Origin of the sequence: Rhizobium sp. WSM1274 (genome assembly GCF_025200775.1) — a bacterium.
Taxonomy (GTDB): Bacteria; Pseudomonadota; Alphaproteobacteria; order Rhizobiales; family Rhizobiaceae; genus Rhizobium; species Rhizobium leguminosarum_I.
Genome location: NZ_CP104138.1, coordinates 3284756 through 3302684, shown reverse-complemented (window position 1 = coordinate 3302684; position 17929 = coordinate 3284756). Strand labels below are relative to the sequence as shown.

Genomic DNA, 17929 nt, shown 5'->3' with positions numbered 1-17929 from the left:
GCGCGAGTGACTGTAAGGCATGCTGGTTTTTTAGGAGCTTCTAAAAAGTGCGAATTGGCCGCCGTGCGGCCATTCTAACGCTGACGATAGAGTTTCCAGAGGCATCTGTATGTCCTCGTCAATCGCGCTCGGCATGGGTGGCGGCGGCTGGTTTCTCGGGATCGCCAACCGGTTCTCACCATGGTTGTTCCAGCGCTTCCGATCGGCTTCGTACAGCGCATCAAGCCTTGATGATTGAGGTCAGCCCTCCGGAGGCGACGCAAACCGGCTCGCATCGAACAGGTCTGTGGCGGCGAGCGGAATGATATCCTCACCTGACGTCGCGACATTGACCTCGCGATGAACCGTGCGGGGGGAAACGTGAGGCGCGCTCAATCCCATCAGCTCTCCTGGAGAATGCAGCGCCCATTTCATCAGCGCCGCGTCGGACGTCGATCCAAAGAAATTGGCTCCTTCCCAGGAAGCGGTCATGGGCAGGGAGGCGATCATTTCAGCGCCGTATTTGGAGGCCTGGTGTGCAACAACGAGGGGTTCGAAGCGGGCGTAGGTCGGCAATGCCGGCGCCGGCCTATCCGGAAGCACGGCAATTGGGCCAATCGACGCAGTCTCCAGTATGTCATCTGCGCCCGCGTCGTGCTCGAGGGCAGGCGGCCGCATCGCTGGTACCGGAATCGGCAAAGAAGAAACATCCCCAGTGGACCGTTTGTCATCGCGCTCGACCGCGCCCGTCTGCAGCGCGAGCGCATTCAATGCTCGGCTTCGGGGCGCAGGCAGAAGCGCCGTCACGAGGTTATTGTCGCCGCTCGAAGTGGTCGGCGCTCCTGTATCTTCGTCTTGTCCAGCGGTGCTGGCGATCTGGATCGAGGTGGGGCCGACGCGCTTCTTGTAGTTCGCAATCGCCTGATCGTATCCCGGCAGCGGCCGGCCATCGGCCGGGAGATGCATGGTCTGCCCATCCGGGAATATTCGAGCGAGTTCCTGCCGGGACATGCGGGGCCAGGCCCTGACGTTGCCGACGTCGAGATGCACGAAGGGCGATCCCGAGGTCGGATAATATCCGACGCCGCCGACCTGCATCTGCATGGCAAGTGCACGCAGCCTCGAAAGCTTCACGCCGGGAACATAGAAGTCCATCGCCTTGCCCAGCATGTGCTGGCTCTTCTTGGCGACGCCCGTGGTGCGTGAGCGGTTGCGGAGCATATTGTTGGTGGTGGGCGAACGATAGGCGGAGACGATGTGGATGTAGTCCGTGCCGCCGCTGCGCTTGTACACTTCCCAGACCAGGTCGAGCAGCCGGGGATCCATCCGGGTCGGCTCGTTCCTTCGCCAGTCGCGCAGAAACCGGTTGATCTGGGCAAGGCCCTTTGGATCGAACTTGCCGTCCCGCTTGTAGGTAATCGTCGCCCTCTCGCCCGTATGGGTAAAGAACAGCTTCAGGGCGCGATCTTCCGCCGAGGCAAATGATGCGGAGCCGACAAGTGCCGGAAGCGCAAACAGCGCCGGCAGAATGGTCTGCGCGACGAAACGTTCCGCACGCGACAGGAGTGTCGCAATTCCGCCCAAGGCTGCGCCTGATAGTCCTTGCACTGGATACCTCAACACGAACAATCCCGCCCACACCAAACACTCGGCGAAGTGCGGGAACCTCCGCATCCATCGCGCTCAGTAAAGCCAGCTTATGGTCAATAAATTCCTAACGAGTGGATGCGTGAGCTCGGCGGATTGAGGATGCGAATCATCCCAAGCGCAGTCGGAGCCTGCGCCCGCGGGAGGAGAGCAGCCGCTCTGAAACGGTTACAACCGCTCCCGACCTTCGATCTCCCCGAACACGCGACCTCAACTCCCACCTGGCGGCTGACCAGAACATGCTTCGACCTTAAACCCGGATCAACAGGGCAGGCCAGTTGGGAATGAGGCATCCGATGCGCTGCTATCCGCCAGCCTTGTCGATCGGTACAGACGCGATGCTTGCCCAGAAATGCGCACGTCGGTCGGAACTGGAAAAATTCGCTGAACAAACTCTAACTATGTCCTCAGAAGTTTGGACTATCCTCATACCCTTCCAACTCGGGGCACCCCCTGATGTTGCCGAAACCGATCGTTCGCCGGTCGCCCGATTCATCCAGACCTCTGAGCACGATGACATTATCATCCTGCTGTATAATCTCGCTACGATAGATGCCGGCCCGAAGCGCCCTGTTCTTCGCTTGGCTTATATTACATTGCCCGGGCGGTGGAGTGACGTGCCAGTATCTCGTTCCTTGCCCATCGGAATGCCATCCTCCCGAAGCTGCGAATCCCGACAAGCTGGATAGCAGTATGGCAGACGCCAATATTACACTGCCTAGAACCAGTTTCATGTAACCTCCGTAAGCCGCGGCAGGGCTGGTCTTCATTCTGCTTGTCCTGTTTTCAACGGACAACCGAGTTTCCCATGGCGTCACCACACTAGGTGGCTCGCGCTAACACTGTGCTAACGACCGCTTCGGCAGCAATTTGCGGATAGTGAAAACGAGGTTTTTTCGACGCGGTTCGCCTTTTGCTACCGATGTCGCCGCCTTTGTTCACCCTCGCGCGGATGGTCGGATCCGGCGATCGTCTCGAACACGGGTAGCAGCCGGGCTGCGTCCTGCGCGATCTCCGCCATTTGTCGTGACGTGGAGCTCCTCGTCGTCGCTGTCGGAAGCGCTGCGACTTTCTCCAAAAGCGCGACCGCGTCGCACTGGAACTCCTGCACGGTCTCGGCCGAGCGCCGGCGGGCGGCGTCGAGCATGGCCTTCTTGCTAGCTCGAGCCTGATACTGAAATTCGGTGAGCTTGCTATCGGCAACTCCGCGCCGGACTGCTCTCAGGTCGGAGGTGTCGAAGCGGACGCCGGAAGCGATCTGGGCCAGGGCGATCTCGCGAACCGTCGAATTCGTGGTAATGAGACCGCGGATGACATCGTACGAGACGGCATTCTTCTGGAGGAACTCCTCGTAACCTTTGAGCTTCCGCGAGAACTGTGAGCAGGTCTTGATTTCGCTAGGCATAAGGCCGCAGCGGGTCATATCAACGAGCGCATAACCGGGCTCGATGCTGGCGCGGACGACTATCTGGCCAAGCCCCCATACCAGGGGGAACTCCTGCCCACCTATTTAATCGAACGTGACTTCGCCGCCGGAACTTGATTAGCGCTCGTACGTTGAGCGCGAAGGCCAAGGAGACGCAAGATGCCTCGGTTGATTTCATTCATGCTGACGCGCATCGCTGCCGGCGCCGGATTGGGGTGCGTGGTAGGGCTCGTCGTATGGAGCAACGGGTTTGCCGGAATTTCCTCAGCTAGTTCGACGGATTATTACATCGCCCAGGGCATGTTCGTGTACCTGTTCGCCAGCACCCTCGGCGTTGGCTATCTCGCCACGGCACTTATGCTCGATGACACCCGATAACAAGCGGGGCGTCGCGAGCTCGCGGCGACTTTGGAACAGCTTACGGGCGTCTCCGAGACAAGGACGAGGGCAGGGCCATTGCGAGCGTTCCACATTGCGATGTCCCGGTGCCAGCTATTCATTATCCCGCGCTTGCTCCGAAGAACACCCAGGTTGCGTCGCGTCGTTACCAACGCGGACATGATCGTCCTGGATCCCCCTCTTAAATGCCTTTATGCCGTGTGCAACGTGGGCCATCAGTTCAGGTATCTTGCCACGACCAAACAAGATAAGCACGATGACCAAATCTAGAAAGATGGGCGCAGCCTTCGCACGCAATTGAGACGAGCGGCAGCGGTTTCGAGAAGAAAGCTTCTTGGCGACCATCCCTAGAAGGCTTCTATGGCCGACCTAAGCCGTTTCCCGCTGCGTCTTGCATCAGGAGGCGCGAGGTACCTGCAAGATATTTGTTTGGGGCACACCAAGCGGATCGAGGCGCAACCAAGCTGTTGCGCTGACTGGCGGCCACAATCGGGATCCCCTTGAGCGAGTCGTTTCGATGTGGCGACGCGTGTGCAGGCATCGCCCGCCGAGAACACTTCTGACTGCTTCGCGACCTTGTCGGCCGCGCGGGGGAACGTGGGTTCTCTGCCGCGTCAGGACGGACTGTGACAGCAAGGCGCCGTGGTACTAGGATCGTCCTTCAAATGCTTCCCGTCCCAGACGTCAATGCCGATCGAAAAGCTCCCGGATCATGGACGCCAGTTCCCTCGCAGTGTATGGCTTGCGAAGCCATCGAGCGCCGGAGATGACATCGGTCGTCGCGAGGGCCGGCTCCGAGTACCCGGAGGTGAAGAGGACGGCGACGTCGGGCCGAAGGAGGCGAGCCTCCCTCGCCACCTCGTCTCCGGTCATTCCGCCCGGCATGACGATGTCTGTGAACAGGAGCGCGATTTCCTGGTGGTCGCGCAAGATTCCCAATGCTTCACGGCCGTTCTCCGCTTCAAGCACCACGTATCCCATGTCGGCGAGCCGCGCGACGGCTACCCGGCGAACGCGTGAATCATCCTCCACCACAAGAATGCTTTCGCTTCCTCGCGGAAGCGGATTGGCTTGTTTGCCGTCTTCTGAATCTGGCTTCTGCAGTTTGGATCCTGTCAGGGCCGGAAGGTAGATCCGTATGGTGGTGCCTCGACCTACCTCGCTGTATATCTGAAAATGGCCTCCGGACTGCTTGACGAAGCCGTAGACCATGCTGAGACCCAGTCCCGTTCCCGATCCGACCTCTTTCGTGGTGAAGAATGGCTCAATGGCGTGCTTCTTCACTTCGTCCGTCATTCCGACGCCCGTGTCGGTGACGGAAATGAGCACGAAATTGCCGCTGCGGACCTCTGGGTACATCTTCGCATAATCTGAATCCAGGTGGACGCGCGAGATTTCGGTGGTCAGACTGCCCCCCTTGGGCATGGCGTCGCGAGCGTTGAGAGCGATGTTGAGAATAGCGTTCTGAAGCTGTGAGCTGTCGACCACCACGTTCAGATCGGATCCCGCGATCGTCGTGGAGAGCTTGATGTCTTCTCCGAGGGTTCTCCTAAGCAGATCAGAAAAACCTGTCACGAGCTGACCGAGATCGGCATGCTTGGGATTGAGAGGCTGACGCCGGCCGAAGGCAAGCAACTGGCCCGTAAGTTTCGCGCCGTCGGCCGCCGCGTCCTGCGCCTCCCTCAGGATGTCTCGAAGCTTGCCGGGGGGTAGCTTGTCCTCGATCATCTCGAGATTCCCGCTGATCACGGTCAGAAGGTTGTTGAAGTCGTGGGCCAGGCCGCCCGTCAACTGCCCCACGGCTTCCATCTTCTGAGCCTGGCGGAGATCTTCCTCGATCTTGAAGCGGCTTGTCAGATCACGGACGAAACCGGTGAAGATCCGTTCACCGTTTGCCGTCGCTTCCCCGACGTGTAACTCCATCGGAAATTGGGTGCCGTCGGCCCGCTGGCCGGTGACGACTCGGCCGTAGCCGATGATCCGCTTTTCACCCGTCTCGATGTAGTGGCCGATGTAGCCGTCGTGGGCGTCACGATAGGGATTCGGCATCAGGTTTCTAACATTGCGCCCACAGATCTGATCGGAGGCCATCCCGAACAGCTTTTCTGCCGCCTTGCTGAATGAAAGCACCATTCCTTTATGGTCGATGACCACCATCGCATCCGGAACGGTGTCGAGAATGGAACTTAGATGGGCCTCGCGGGACTTGACCGCGTCCTGAGCCTGTTTCAGGGCGCTGACGTCGCTGTTGGTCTGAATGATGGCCAGGTCGCCGTCGGGAAGGTTCACAAGCACGCAGCGGGAGGCGGCGTGGATATCATGCCCGCTTTTGTGACGATGGATGATTTCGCCCTGCCAGAACCCGCGTTGCTTGATCTGGTTTCTTATTTCGTCCACCGGCTCCGGAAACCTGGTGGCGAGCAGTTCGTAGACGTTCTCGCCGACCGCCTCGTCCCTGGTCCAGCCATACATGTTCTCGCAGCCGATCGACCAATGGCTGATGGTGCCCTCGAACCGATGGATCAGGATATCGGCGCCGTCCAGCACGTGAACCATTACGTCAAGCTCCTGATAGGAGGCTGTTCGTGGCGATACGAGACGGTGAGGCATGGCTTGTCCGGCGTTCAATTAGTGGAGACTGACGCTATGGCAGGTTTTCTCCGAGAAATCATCTGGGTTGCCTGAGAGTTCCTGCAAACGGCGCAAGTTCACGATTCTCAGGTCATGACGCCCTTCCGGAACAACGATGTTCCGGGAAGCGAGCTTTGTGATCGTGCGGGATACCGTTTCGATCGTCAGGCCGAGGTAGTCCGCAATATCCTGGCGGTTCATGGGGATCCGCAGCAGGCCCTTGTTGACCCCGGCGGTGTGACGGAACACCAGCCTGGCGATGAAGCTGCAAAGCCGCTCTTCGGCATTCTTCTTGGACAGAAGCACCATCTGGTCATGAGCGGCGACGGTCTCGTTGCAGAGCAGAGAGATGTATTCGGGACGCAGCAGGTCGCATCGCCCAACCTCGTCAAGAAACCTCTTGCGTGCGACACGCCGAATCTTGCAGTCGGTGACTGCCTCGGCTGTGAAGAGGAAGTCGTTCTGAAGAAAGGCGCCGACAACGTCGCCCCCGAAGTGAAAAGCCGTGATCACGCGGCGTCCTTCGCCGATGATGCGCTGGAGCCGGACGACGCCTTCGACGACCTGGAAGAGGTGTTTCGCTGCGTCGCCCTCCCAGCAGATGGCCTTTCCGGCCGAAACCGATTCCAGTGGCGACATATTGAATACGGAACCGAGCGAGGGACCGCCGCGCGCATTGCTCGTGGTGGCTTCGATCTGTTGGAAGCCTTGGCGATTCTGCATCAGCATCTTGGTGTCCCCGCGTTTTCGATGGATGCAATAGAAGGCACGCACGTCACACGACAATGATTGGCGGGTTTCAAATGGTGAGACTGTGTAACCGTTTGTAACAGCCGCGGGATGCGGCCCCCAGAGTCGTCCTTCGTTGATTTAGATCAAGGAGCAGAGGCCGCCCCCATGCCAGTCCTGCCTCAAAGTACGAGAAAGCCGGCCGCGTTGCGGTCGTCTGGGCACTGGGGACGACGTGATGAATTATACAACGGAAACGGCAGTGGTCGCGGTCGCTGCTTTCCTAGCGCTGCTAGGAGCCGCATTCGCGCACGATAATCTATTTTCGGTCCACATGGGCATATTATGCTTCTGCTTGTCCGTTGGCACCCTGCTGCTGGTGAGGAACGTCGATTTTTCGCCCGCTGGAAGACAGCAGAAGGTCGACACGTCAGGCTATTTTGACGAGGTGATCCGGTACGGACTGATCGCTACGGTCTTCTGGGGCGTAATCGGCTTTCTCGTCGGCGTAGTCGTCGCCGCGCAGTTGGCCTTCCCGGACCTCAATCTAGCGCCTTATCTCAATTTCGGCCGTCTTCGACCTGTGCACACCTCCGCCGTCATCTTCGCCTTCGGCGGCAACGCGCTCATCATGACCTCATTCTACGTCGTTCAGCGTACGTGCCATGCGCGCCTTTTCGGCGGCAGCTTGGCGTGGTTCGTTTTCTGGGGCTATCAGCTCTTCATCGTCATGGCCGCGACAGGCTACGTCCTGGGGATCAACCAGGCGCGCGAATATGCGGAACCGGAATGGTACGTGGACATCTGGCTGACCATCGTCTGGGTGGCATACCTGGCCGTCTATTTGGGGACGATCCTAAAGCGCAGGGAACCGCACATCTATGTGGCGAACTGGTTCTACCTTGGCTTCATCGTGACGATCGCGATGCTGCATGTGGTGAACAACCTTGCCGTTCCGGTGTCCTTCCTTGGCTCGAAGAGCTACTCGGTCTTCTCCGGCGTTCAGGACGCGCTGACACAGTGGTGGTACGGCCACAATGCGGTCGGCTTCTTCCTTACCGCGGGCTTCCTGGGCATGATGTACTACTTCGTGCCCAAGCAAGCGAACCGCCCGGTCTATTCCTACCGGCTGTCGATCATCCATTTCTGGGCGTTGATCTTCATGTACATATGGGCGGGTCCGCATCATCTGCACTATACGGCGCTTCCAGACTGGGCGCAGACGCTCGGCATGGTCTTCTCGGTCATGCTCTGGATGCCTTCCTGGGGCGGCATGATCAACGGCCTCATGACCCTTTCCGGGGCCTGGGACAAGGTTCGGACCGACCCTATCATCCGCATGATGATCGTCGCCATCGCCTTTTATGGCATGTCGACTTTCGAGGGCCCGATGATGTCGATAAAGACCGTCAACTCGCTGAGCCACTATACAGAATGGACGATCGGCCACGTACATTCGGGAGCCCTCGGCTGGGTCGGCATGATCACCTTTGGTGCAATCTACTACCTGACGCCCAAGCTCTGGGGACGTGAACGTCTCTACAGTCTGCGGATGGTCAACTGGCACTTCTGGCTCGCTACACTCGGCATCGTCATCTACGCCGCCGTGCTCTGGGTGGCCGGGATCCAGCAGGGCCTTATGTGGCGCGAGTACAATTCGCAGGGCTTCCTCGTCTACTCGTTCGCCGAGACCGTGGCCGCGATGTTCCCATACTACGTGCTCCGCGTCGTCGGAGGCGGCCTGTATCTGGCCGGCGGCCTGGTGATGGCATGGAACGTCTTCATGACGGTCCGCGGCCATCTCCGCGACGAGGCAGCCATTCCGACCGCATACGTGCCCCAGGCACAGCCTGCCGAGTGAGGTGAGAAAATGGCATCGATACTTGATAAACATAAGATCCTCGAGAAGAACGCAACGCTTCTTCTCGTCGGCTCGCTGCTCGTCGTCAGCATCGGCGGCATCGTCGAAATCGCACCGCTGTTCTACCTGCAGAATACGATTGAAAAGGTGGAGGGGATGCGTCCCTATACGCCACTCGAGCTGGCCGGCCGAAACATTTACATTCGCGAAGGCTGCTATCTCTGCCACAGCCAGATGATAAGGCCGTTCCGCGACGAGGTGGAACGTTACGGTCATTACTCTCTGGCTGCGGAATCGATGTACGACCACCCATTCCAATGGGGTTCGAAGCGAACCGGGCCGGACCTTGCGCGCGTCGGCGGCCGCTATTCGAACGAGTGGCACGTCCAGCATCTTTCCGATCCGCGGGCCGTGGTGCCTGAATCCATCATGCCGAAGTATGAGTTCCTCAAGTCGAAGGAGCTTTCGGTCACGGATATTGGCATGGACCTCAAGGCCAACGAGGACGTCGGCGTTCCCTATACCGACGACATGATGGCCAATGCCGAAGCCGACATGAAGATGCAGGCCGATCCGAACGCCGACACCACGGCGCTGCTAGAGCGCTATCCGAAGGCCAAGACCGGCGACTTCGACGGCGATCCGCAGACGCTCACGGAGATGGACGCACTCGTCTCCTACCTGCAGATGCTTGGGACGTTGGTCGACTTTTCAATCTACGACGACGCAACCGGCTATCGATGAGGCGATGCAATGGAAACGTACACAGCGATGCGGCACTTCGCCGACAGTTGGGGCCTGCTGGCAATGGCCGCGTTCTTCGTAGGCGCCGTCGTCTACACCCTTCGCCCCGGCAGCAAGCAGACGGCGGCGGAAGCAGCCGATATTCCCCTGAAGGATGACTGAGATGTCGGACAAGCATATCGATGAAATCAGCGGCGTCGAGACTACCGGTCATGAATGGGATGGTATCCGCGAGCTCAACAATCCGATGCCGAGATGGTGGGTCTGGACGTTCTATGTCTGTATTCTATGGGCGATCGGCTACGCGATCGCTTATCCAGCCATCCCGATGTTCACTTCCGCCACGAAGGGCTATCTCGGCTACTCAACTCGCGCCGAACTGCAGCAGGAGCTTGATCTCGCCAAGGCATCCCAGACGAAGTTCCATGATCTGATCGCTGCCAAAACGGTGCAGGAGATCGACGCGGATCCTGCTCTTCGTGAATTTGCGAGCGCCGGCGGCGCGTCCGCGTTCAAGGTGAACTGCGCGCCCTGTCATGGCTCCGGGGCGAGCGGCGGTCCGGGCTTTCCGAACCTCAACGATGACGAGTGGCTGTGGGGCGGAGATCTGGATGCCATCCAGACCACGATCGCCCATGGGATCCGCTTCGACTCGGATGCCGAAACCCACGCTTCCGAGATGCCGGCCTTTGGCGACGTTCTGGAGCCTGTCCAGATGCGGCAGGTCGCCGCCTATGTGTGGGGGCTGAGCAATACGCCCTCGGACCCCGCTCTCGCAGAGGCGGGAAAACAGATCTTCCTCGACAACTGCGCCGCATGTCACGGCGAGAATGCCAAAGGAAAGGCGGAAATGGGTGCGCCGGACCTCGCCGACGCAATCTGGCTGAAGGCGCGCGGCGAAGATGCGATCGTTCGACAGGTCGCCTCTCCCAAACATGGCGTAATGCCTGCCTGGGCAGCGCGCCTGGGTGAGACAACGGTCAAGGAGCTTACCATTTTTGTCCATTCGCTTGGCGGTGGAACCTGAAGGAGATCAACATGACCACGCACGACCACGACCCCTTGCTCGCCCTTTATGGAATCCCCCGCGCGGTCGTACACTCGCGAGTTTCCGTGCGCGCAAAGCCCGTCACACCCGATCCCGAAAAGGGGATGCGGAAAAGATGGGGAATTCGATGATCAGTTTGATCGGGCTCAAAGAACAGAAGCCGACAAGCAGGTAGGAACCTCTCGAGGACGTCCAGGCGGTCTCTCCCCCGCAGTTCCTCCAGGCCACGCGTTCTCTTCCGAGGCGTGGCCATTCCTAAGCTCCATCTCTCAAAGGAGCCGATTGCGGCGGGCTGCTACCAGCCGGCATCTAGTCTTTTTGGGCCGCGTTTCCCTGTCCGGAGTGCGGCCCACTTTTTTGAGCAGTTGTCGTCCTTGACCTGGATCAAGGACGGGTCCTCCCAAAGCTGAGAAGACAGGGAAAATCGGACAGAGCGCAATGAACCTCTACACAGCACCAGATCCCACGCCGGTCGAACGGATCGACGTTGAACCCGTAAACAACCGCCATAAAAATGAACCCCTCTACGCTCCGCGAAAGAAGGTGTTTCCGAAGCGTGCCGAGGGCCGTTTCCGGCGGTTCAAGTGGATCGTGATGCTGATCACGCTGGGGATCTATTATTTGGCTCCCTGGATTCGCTGGGGCCGGGGGCCCTACGCACCGGATCAGGCTATCCTGATCGATCTGGCCTCACGCAGATTTTTTTTCTTCTTCATCGAGATCTGGCCTCAGGAATTCTACTACGTCGCAGGCCTGCTGGTCATGGCGGGGTTCGGTCTCTTCCTGGTCACGTCCGCCGTCGGGCGGGCCTGGTGTGGATATGCATGTCCGCAGACGGTGTGGGTCGATCTTTTCCTTGTCGTCGAGCGCGCGATCGAGGGGGACCGAAACGCCCGCATGAAGCTCGACGCCGGGCCGTGGAATTTCGACAAGGCGAAGAAACGTGTCGCCAAGCACACGATATGGCTGATCATCGGCCTCGCGACCGGGGGGGGCGTGGATCTTCTATTTCGCCGATGCGCCCACGCTCCTCGTCTCCTTTTTCACCGGAAAGGCGCCGGTTGTCGCCTACGCGACCGTCGCCACACTTACCGCCACCACCTACGTGCTTGGTGGGCTCATGCGCGAACAGGTCTGTACCTACATGTGCCCCTGGCCGCGAATCCAGGGGGCCATGCTCGACGAAAATTCCTTGGTCGTCACCTACAACGATTGGCGCGGCGAGGCTCGCTCACGTCACCCGAAGAAGGCATTGGCTGCCGGACAGCCCGTCGGCGATTGCGTCGACTGCAATGCGTGTGTGGCCGTCTGCCCCATGGGCATCGACATCCGCGACGGTCAGCAGATGGAATGCATCACCTGCGCTTTGTGTATCGACGCCTGCGATGGGGTCATGGACAAGCTCGGGAAGCCTCGTGGGCTGATAGCCTACGCGACGCTCAGCGAATACGCCGCCAACATGGCCATCGCGACGGACGGCGGAAGGACCTCGGTGCAGCCCGCGAAGGTCCGCAATGCTGATGGCTCGTTTATCGAAACGATCAAACATTTCGATTGGCGGATCATATTCCGCCCACGCGTGCTGTTTTACGCGTCTGTCTGGCTTTTGATCGGCGTCGCGATGGTCGTCCACCTCGCAATGCGTGAGGGACTTGAACTGAACGTGGTCCACGATCGCAATCCGCAGTACGTCATGGAGAGCGACGGCTCGATCCGCAACGGCTACACGCTGCGAATACTCAACATGGTGCCGGCTCCACGCAAGGTCGAGCTGAGCCTTCTAGGCCTCGACGAGGGCGCTACCATGCGCATTCCCGAGCTCGGCAAAGAAGACGCCCGAGCTTTCACCATCGAAGCGGCGCCGGATGTTGCGACCACCGTGAAAGTGTTTGTGACGAGCAAACCGTCGGCTGCCGCGGTCGCCGAGTTCCTCTTTGCCATCGAGGACGCCGCCCACGCCGACAGAGCAACATATCGAGCCGCGTTCAACTCACCAGGAGATACCAGATGACGACTGCCAGTCAAGGATTCACAGGGAGGCACATGCTGATCGCCACGTGCTCGTTCTTCGCGGTGGTGATCGGCGTCAACGTGATCATGGCCTGGTTCGCCTCGTCGAGCTGGAGCGGTCTGGTCGTCGAAAACACCTATGTCGCCAGCCAGGAGTTCAACCGCAAGGTGGCAGATATGAAGGCGATGGCGGCGTCCGGAATCATCGGAAGCCTGTCGCTCGACGGCGGCCGAATCCATTACGACATCCGTAACCGTGACGGATCTCCTGTCATCGTCGACGACGTGACCGCAAACTTCAAACGCCCCGTCGGCGATCACGAAGATTTCCACATTTCGTTCACGAAAGTCGCAGACGGACAGTTTGAGTCCCGGCACCGTGTCGGCTCGGGCGACTGGATCGTGGAGGTCATCTCGCGCAGGGAAGGCAAAGTCGTCATGCACGAGGCCTCCCGTCTCGATACCGCGGGATTCGGCGAATGACATGCTGCACGATGGATGCCGAAGGGGTTCTCGCGATAAGCACGACGTTCATCAGCGCCGAGGAAATCGCGCTAGTGAGCCATTCCTTAGGCGAAGGACTCCGGCAGCTCGACCTGAGCGTTCCGGACGTCCACTGCGGGAGCTGCATATCGACCTTGGAAAAGGCCGTTTCAGCGCTCCCATACGTCCGGAAAGCCAGAGTGAACCTCACGTCGCGGCGCGTCACCTGCGTGTACGCTGAAGAAACCGTTGAAGGGGCCACCGATCCGACGGGTATCATCGCTGCGGTCAATGCCGCCGGATACCGTGCGCATCTGTTCACGCCAGTGGCGCCCGAGACCGACAAGACAAGGAACCAGCTTCTCCTGGCAGTCGGAGTATCCGGCTTTGCAGCCACCAATATCATGCTTCTGTCCGTCTCCGTCTGGTCCGGCGCCGACGCCGCGACGAGGGACATGTTCCACTGGATCTCGGCGCTGATTGCCGCGCCAGCGCTAGTTTACGCGGGGCGGTTCTTCTTTCGGTCGGCGTGGCACGCGTTGAAGCACGGCCGCACGAACATGGACGTGCCGATATCGTTGGCCGTGACCCTTTCCTACGCGGTTTCGCTCTGGGAGACCGCGCATCATGGCGAACACGCCTGGTTCGACGCGACCGTCTCCTTGTTGTTCTTCCTTCTTATCGGCAGGACGCTCGACCATGTGATGCGCGAAAAAGCCCGTGCTGCCATCAACGGCCTGGCGCGACTTGCGCCGCGCGGTGCGCTGCTCCTGTCGTCCAACGGATCGCGCCGTTATGTTCCGCTTGACGAGATCGTCGTGGGAGACGAGATCGCGGTCGCGGCCGGCGAACGAATTCCGGTGGATGGAACCGTCGCGGTCGGCGAAAGCGACCTCGATCTTGCGATCGTTACCGGTGAAAGCGCCCCTGTCTCCGTAGGCGTCGGCGTCGGGGTCAGCTCCGGCGCCATGAACCTGACGGGCGCTCTCGTGGTCCGCGCTACCAAGCTCGCGAAGGACTCCCTGTTGGCCGAAATCATCAGCCTCATGGAGGCTGCGGAGGGCGGAAGGGCGCGCTACCGGCGTATCGCCGATCGCGCCGCCGCGCTGTATTCCCCGGTCGTCCATCTTCTCGCACTTGCCTCGTTTCTTGCCTGGGGCCTGATCGACGGCGATTGGAAGCATGCGATGCTGGTCGCGGTGGCCGTGCTTATTATTACGTGCCCATGCGCGCTGGGTCTTGCGGTTCCAGTCGTTCAAGTCGTGGCGGCTGGCGAGCTTTTCCGCAGGGGTATCATGGTGAAGGACGGCTCGGCGCTCGAAAGGCTTGCAGAGATCGACACGGTCGCCTTCGACAAGACGGGAACGCTGACCATCGGGCGTCCAAGGCTGGTCAGGCTCGAGGCCGCGCATGAGGCCGATCTGGGGAAAGCGGTGGGACTAGCCGTCCACTCGAGGCACCCACTGTCCCAGACGTTGGCCCAGAGCGCCGGCCACGTCGCGGCTCCGTTTGATCGCGTCAGCGAAATTCCCGGTGGCGGGCTCGAAGGCATGCGTGGCGAGGAGACCTATAGGCTGGGGAGCGCGGCGTTCGCGTGCGGCGTAGATCCGGCTCCGTCGACGGCCGACAGCCCGCTCTCCGAAGCCGTCCTTTCCAGGAACGGAGAAGCGCTTGCGCGCTTTTTCTTCGAGGACGCGCTCCGAGCTGGCGCGCAGGACGTTATCAAAGAACTCGAATCCGGCGGATTTGGAACATTGATCGTTTCAGGAGATCGTCAGAGCGTAGTAGACAGTGCGGCGCGTGCGCTCGGCGTCGGTCGGGCGATGGGAGCGCTTACTCCGAAACAGAAAGTCGACGAGTGCCAGAAGATCGGCGACGCCGGCCATCGCGTCCTCATGGTGGGAGATGGCATCAACGACGCGCCGGCGCTGGCTGCCGCCCATGTCTCCATGGCGCCTGCCACGGCTTCTGACATCAGCCGGCAGTCCGCCGATCTGGTATTCTTCAACGAACGGCTGGACGCCGTCCCCCAGGCGATCGCAGTGGCGAAGCGATCGGCTGCCCTCATACGTCAGAACTTTGCGCTGGCGATCGGCTACAACGTGCTGGCCGTCCCGATCGCGATGGCGGGACTTGCCACGCCCCTGATCGCAGCAGTGGCGATGTCCACTTCATCGATCATCGTCGTTACGAACGCTCTCAGGCTCAACGCAGGCTCCAAGCGATCTCCTGTCATAGATGCTTCGCGGCCAGCCGCGAGGGGCGGGGAGGTCAAAGTAGCATGAACATGCTGATCTTTCTTATTCCGATAGCGCTCCTCATGGGCGGCGCCGGACTTGCGGCATTTCTTTGGTCTCTTCGGAGCGGTCAGTATGACGATCTTCAGGGAGCCGCCTGGCGGGTGCTCGCTGACGATGAATACGATCCGCCTAAGTCGTAGGCCGTTAAAGGGGGGGCGACGATGTCCTTAGATGATGAGATAGTACTGCGGTCAGAGCTCTTCGAAGGACTCGATGAGAAAGTATGCCGAAGCATGCTGGAGTTGGTGGGTCTGCGGGCAGTCGCGGTCAACGAACGAATAGTGGCCGAAGGACAGCGAGCGTCCCACGTGTTTTGCGTTCTGTCTGGCGTGGTCCGGTTGACCAAGGCCGAGGCTGGCGGGCGCGAGGCCGACGTCTGCATCTGTGAGCCCGGAGACTGCTTTGGCGAATATCTGGTTCCCATGGGGGACGCCTACGCGCATGGGGCTTGGGCCGCGGCCCCCGTGGAGCTTGCGCAGTTCGATCTGCCCGGCCTTCGTGCACTTGCCGCCGAACACGGCGGCATCCAGCGCAACGTCATGCGGATCATGGCCAGGCATCTGCTGGGCTCGTTGGACTGCATCGCGGGAGACCGCCTGCACACCGCTGCCCAGCGCGTTGCCAACTACTTCGTGAGCCGGTGTCCCAACTCCGCATCTCAGGCGACGTTCCGACTGCCTTATCAGAAAAGAGTTCTTGCCGGAAAGCTTGGGCTCGCTCCCGAGGCGCTGTCGCGCGCCTTTGCAGCTCTTTCCGGTGCGGGAGTGGACGTGAGGGGCCGGACGGTCTGTATCGGCAGCGTGGCCCAGCTAAGGGAAGCTTGTTAGAAGTCTTCTTCAGCGCCCCCCGAGAGCGCTAACCACGATGCGCGACGGACGAGACCTGCGGGGCTGTGACGACTTGCTGCTCGGAAGGGAGCGCTCGCAGTCGGTCGGTTACGATCTGGACTGTTATCATGACCAGAACAACAGTAGCGCTGTCCCCGATCCTGCGGTATCTGGTTTTGAAACAGAATTGCAGCGGGACGAATGAGGGACATGGAACCGGATCGCATTCTGGTCGTCGACGACGACGCCCGGATCAGACAGATGCTTGTCCGCTACTTCGAGGACAACGGATACAGGGTGAACGCCGTCGGCAATGGCGCCGCCATGCGCGCCGAATTGTCCAAGGCGTCCTACTCGGCCATATTTCTCGATCTCGTGCTCCCAAATGGAGAGAACGGCCTCGAACTGCTGAAGGAGTTGCGCAACACGTCCGACGTTCCGGTGCTGATGCTCACTGGGCAGGACGACGTGACCGACAAGGTTGTGGGCCTGGAATTTGGTGCTGACGACTATATTGCAAAGCCATTTCATCTGCGGGAACTGCTCGCAAGGCTAAGGACTGTACTAAGGAGGCGGATACAGACCCCTCCGACGGACCGAGCCGCGAACGCAGAGGAGGAAGTCCTCCAGTTCGACGGCTGGAAGCTCCAGGTTGGTCGAAGGAAGCTAACTTCTCCGCAGGGAGAGGACGTCTCCTTGACGACCGGAGAATTCGAAATGCTTCTGGTCTTCGCGCAAAATCCTGGCCGCGTGCTGTCGCGTGACAAGCTAATGGACCTAACGAGAAGCCGCAGCCTGGAGGCCTTCGACCGGGCGATAGATGCGCAGATCGTCCGCCTTCGGAAAAAAGTCGAAGTTGACCCAAAGGAACCGACGATGATCCAGACGGTTCGCGGCGTCGGATACGTCTTCACACCACGCCCATCAAATGTGAGATAGTTGATCAGGGTCAATGTTCCACGTAGCGATCGTGCATACGGTCGGCCGTGCAATGGCTTCTGGACCAATGATCATCTGGATACTTTTTGCGGTCGTCTCGGCCGCAACAACCGCAGTCTTAGTGCATCCGCTGTCGTCGGTTCGCGCCCGTCATTCGAACGTCGGCGTGGACGCCCACGTGTACCGGGACCAGCTCCTCGAACTCGAAAGGGAGCTGGCGAGGCAACAGATTGGTGCAAACGAGTACGAACTTGCCAAGGCGGAAACAGCGCGACGGCTCTTCAAGTCCATGGATCTGCCACGGACGCCTAGCGGTCCCCAACGCTCCCACAGGCGCGTCAGACTGGCCGTCGCTGCGATGCTCCCACTAATTAGCATCGGAGTCTACGCCTCTCTCGGTTCTCCTGAGCTTGAGTCGCGACCTTTGCAGGCCAGACTTGATGACCCTGGCGAGGATCTTGCGATCCTTGTCAAGAAGACCCACGACCATCTCGTCAGCAGTCCACAGGACGGTCGGGGGTGGGATCTACTTGCCCCCGTTCTCCTCAAGATGGGTCGAGCGGACGACGCGGTCGAGGCATATCGATCCGCGCTTCGTATCCTTGGCGCGAGCGTACCGCGTCTGGGCGGGCTCTCGGAAGCGTTGATGGCTCGTTCAAACGGGCTTGTGGGAGAAGATGTCCTGCTCGCGCTCAATAACTTGCTGCAGATCGATCCTGCGAATGTGCGCGCCCGTTTCTACATCGCCCTCAGCATGGAGCAGGCGGGACGGCCCGATGAGGCGCGGCAGGCCTTCGAGGCGCTGGCAAAACAATCGCCGGCCGATGCGCCGTGGCTGCCGCTGGTCAACCAGCATATCGCCATGAACGGCGGCGCGCCGGCAGGCCCTGGTTCGGCTGCCCAGGG

At 60.1% G+C, this 17929-nt stretch carries 16 protein-coding genes and 3 pseudogenes; 13 read left to right on the top strand and 6 right to left on the bottom strand.

The genetic code is table 11. The features are described 5' to 3' along the window. Positions 1-240: 240 nt before the first annotated feature. The 3 genes from N2600_RS16625 to N2600_RS16615 form a co-directional block, all read right to left on the bottom strand. Positions 241-1653 (bottom strand): DUF882 domain-containing protein, encoded by a 1413-nt coding sequence (locus tag N2600_RS16625; RefSeq protein ID WP_260296830.1) that lies wholly within the window; start codon positions 1651-1653, stop codon positions 241-243. A 380-nt stretch (positions 1654-2033) separates the two neighbouring features. After that, complete coding sequence (locus N2600_RS16620) at positions 2034-2396, bottom strand: hypothetical protein (protein WP_260056558.1); 363 nt, start codon at positions 2394-2396, stop codon at positions 2034-2036. Between the two features lie 146 nt (positions 2397-2542). After that, positions 2543-3031, bottom strand: a complete 489-nt coding sequence (locus N2600_RS16615; protein WP_222386713.1) for a hypothetical protein — start codon at positions 3029-3031, stop codon at positions 2543-2545. Between the two features lie 6 nt (positions 3032-3037). On the opposite strand from N2600_RS16615, the pseudogene N2600_RS16610 reads away from it, so the two are divergent. Together N2600_RS16610 and N2600_RS16605 are read left to right on the top strand one after the other, a co-directional pair. After that, a pseudogene (locus tag N2600_RS16610) lies at positions 3038-3127 on the top strand (DNA-binding response regulator); the annotation flags it as partial. Between the two features lie 84 nt (positions 3128-3211). Next, a complete protein-coding gene (locus N2600_RS16605) occupies positions 3212-3430 on the top strand; it encodes a hypothetical protein (protein WP_017965712.1) in 219 nt (72 codons plus the stop codon). Between the two features lie 114 nt (positions 3431-3544). On the opposite strand, the gene N2600_RS16600 is transcribed toward N2600_RS16605, so the two are convergent. The 3 genes from N2600_RS16600 to N2600_RS16590 form a co-directional block, all read right to left on the bottom strand. Continuing rightward, the gene (locus tag N2600_RS16600; protein WP_260298839.1) at positions 3545-3748 is read right to left on the bottom strand and encodes a twin-arginine translocase TatA/TatE family subunit; all 204 of its coding nucleotides are present in this window, start codon (positions 3746-3748) and stop codon (positions 3545-3547) included. 387 nt (positions 3749-4135) lie between these two features. Beyond that, the gene (locus tag N2600_RS16595) at positions 4136-6061 is read right to left on the bottom strand and encodes a hybrid sensor histidine kinase/response regulator (protein ID WP_222386711.1); all 1926 of its coding nucleotides are present in this window, start codon (positions 6059-6061) and stop codon (positions 4136-4138) included. 18 nt (positions 6062-6079) lie between these two features. Continuing rightward, complete coding sequence (locus N2600_RS16590) at positions 6080-6811, bottom strand: Crp/Fnr family transcriptional regulator (RefSeq protein ID WP_222386710.1); 732 nt, start codon at positions 6809-6811, stop codon at positions 6080-6082. 238 nt (positions 6812-7049) lie between these two features. Between N2600_RS16590 and ccoN the strand changes: the two genes are divergently transcribed. The 11 genes and pseudogenes from ccoN to ccmI all read left to right on the top strand — a co-directional run. Continuing rightward, positions 7050-8672, top strand: coding sequence for a cytochrome-c oxidase, cbb3-type subunit I (gene ccoN, locus N2600_RS16585; RefSeq protein ID WP_162118034.1), 1623 nt, complete (start codon positions 7050-7052; stop codon positions 8670-8672). A 9-nt stretch (positions 8673-8681) separates the two neighbouring features. Next, positions 8682-9416, top strand: coding sequence for a cytochrome-c oxidase, cbb3-type subunit II (gene ccoO / locus N2600_RS16580; RefSeq protein WP_260296829.1), 735 nt, complete (start codon positions 8682-8684; stop codon positions 9414-9416). 9 nt (positions 9417-9425) lie between these two features. Beyond that, complete coding sequence (locus N2600_RS16575) at positions 9426-9578, top strand: CcoQ/FixQ family Cbb3-type cytochrome c oxidase assembly chaperone (protein ID WP_017965707.1); 153 nt, start codon at positions 9426-9428, stop codon at positions 9576-9578. A 1-nt stretch (position 9579) separates the two neighbouring features. Continuing rightward, positions 9580-10443 carry a cytochrome-c oxidase, cbb3-type subunit III gene (ccoP, locus tag N2600_RS16570; RefSeq protein ID WP_017965706.1) on the top strand — a complete coding sequence of 288 codons (864 nt, stop codon included), beginning with the start codon at positions 9580-9582 and terminating at the stop codon, positions 10441-10443. 459 nt (positions 10444-10902) lie between these two features. Beyond that, a pseudogene (gene ccoG / locus N2600_RS16560) lies at positions 10903-12475 on the top strand (cytochrome c oxidase accessory protein CcoG). Beyond that, positions 12472-12957 carry a FixH family protein gene (locus N2600_RS16555; RefSeq protein WP_260109234.1) on the top strand — a complete coding sequence of 162 codons (486 nt, stop codon included), beginning with the start codon at positions 12472-12474 and terminating at the stop codon, positions 12955-12957. Before ccoG ends, N2600_RS16555 begins: the two are co-directional and overlap by 4 nt. Next, a complete protein-coding gene (locus N2600_RS16550; protein ID WP_260109233.1) occupies positions 12954-15242 on the top strand; it encodes a cation-translocating P-type ATPase in 2289 nt (762 codons plus the stop codon). The genes N2600_RS16555 and N2600_RS16550 overlap by 4 nt, the downstream gene beginning before the upstream one ends. Beyond that, the gene (ccoS, locus tag N2600_RS16545) at positions 15239-15397 is read left to right on the top strand and encodes a cbb3-type cytochrome oxidase assembly protein CcoS (RefSeq protein ID WP_017965701.1); all 159 of its coding nucleotides are present in this window, start codon (positions 15239-15241) and stop codon (positions 15395-15397) included. The genes N2600_RS16550 and ccoS overlap by 4 nt, the downstream gene beginning before the upstream one ends. A 21-nt stretch (positions 15398-15418) precedes the next feature. Next, positions 15419-16084, top strand: coding sequence for a Crp/Fnr family transcriptional regulator (locus N2600_RS16540; protein ID WP_026154300.1), 666 nt, complete (start codon positions 15419-15421; stop codon positions 16082-16084). Between the two features lie 210 nt (positions 16085-16294). After that, positions 16295-17023 carry a response regulator gene (locus tag N2600_RS16535; protein ID WP_085991563.1) on the top strand — a complete coding sequence of 243 codons (729 nt, stop codon included), beginning with the start codon at positions 16295-16297 and terminating at the stop codon, positions 17021-17023. Positions 17024-17036: 13 nt separating this feature from the next. Next, positions 17037-17807, top strand: a pseudogene (gene ccmI / locus N2600_RS16530) (c-type cytochrome biogenesis protein CcmI); the annotation flags it as partial. Positions 17808-17929 lie beyond the last annotated feature (122 nt).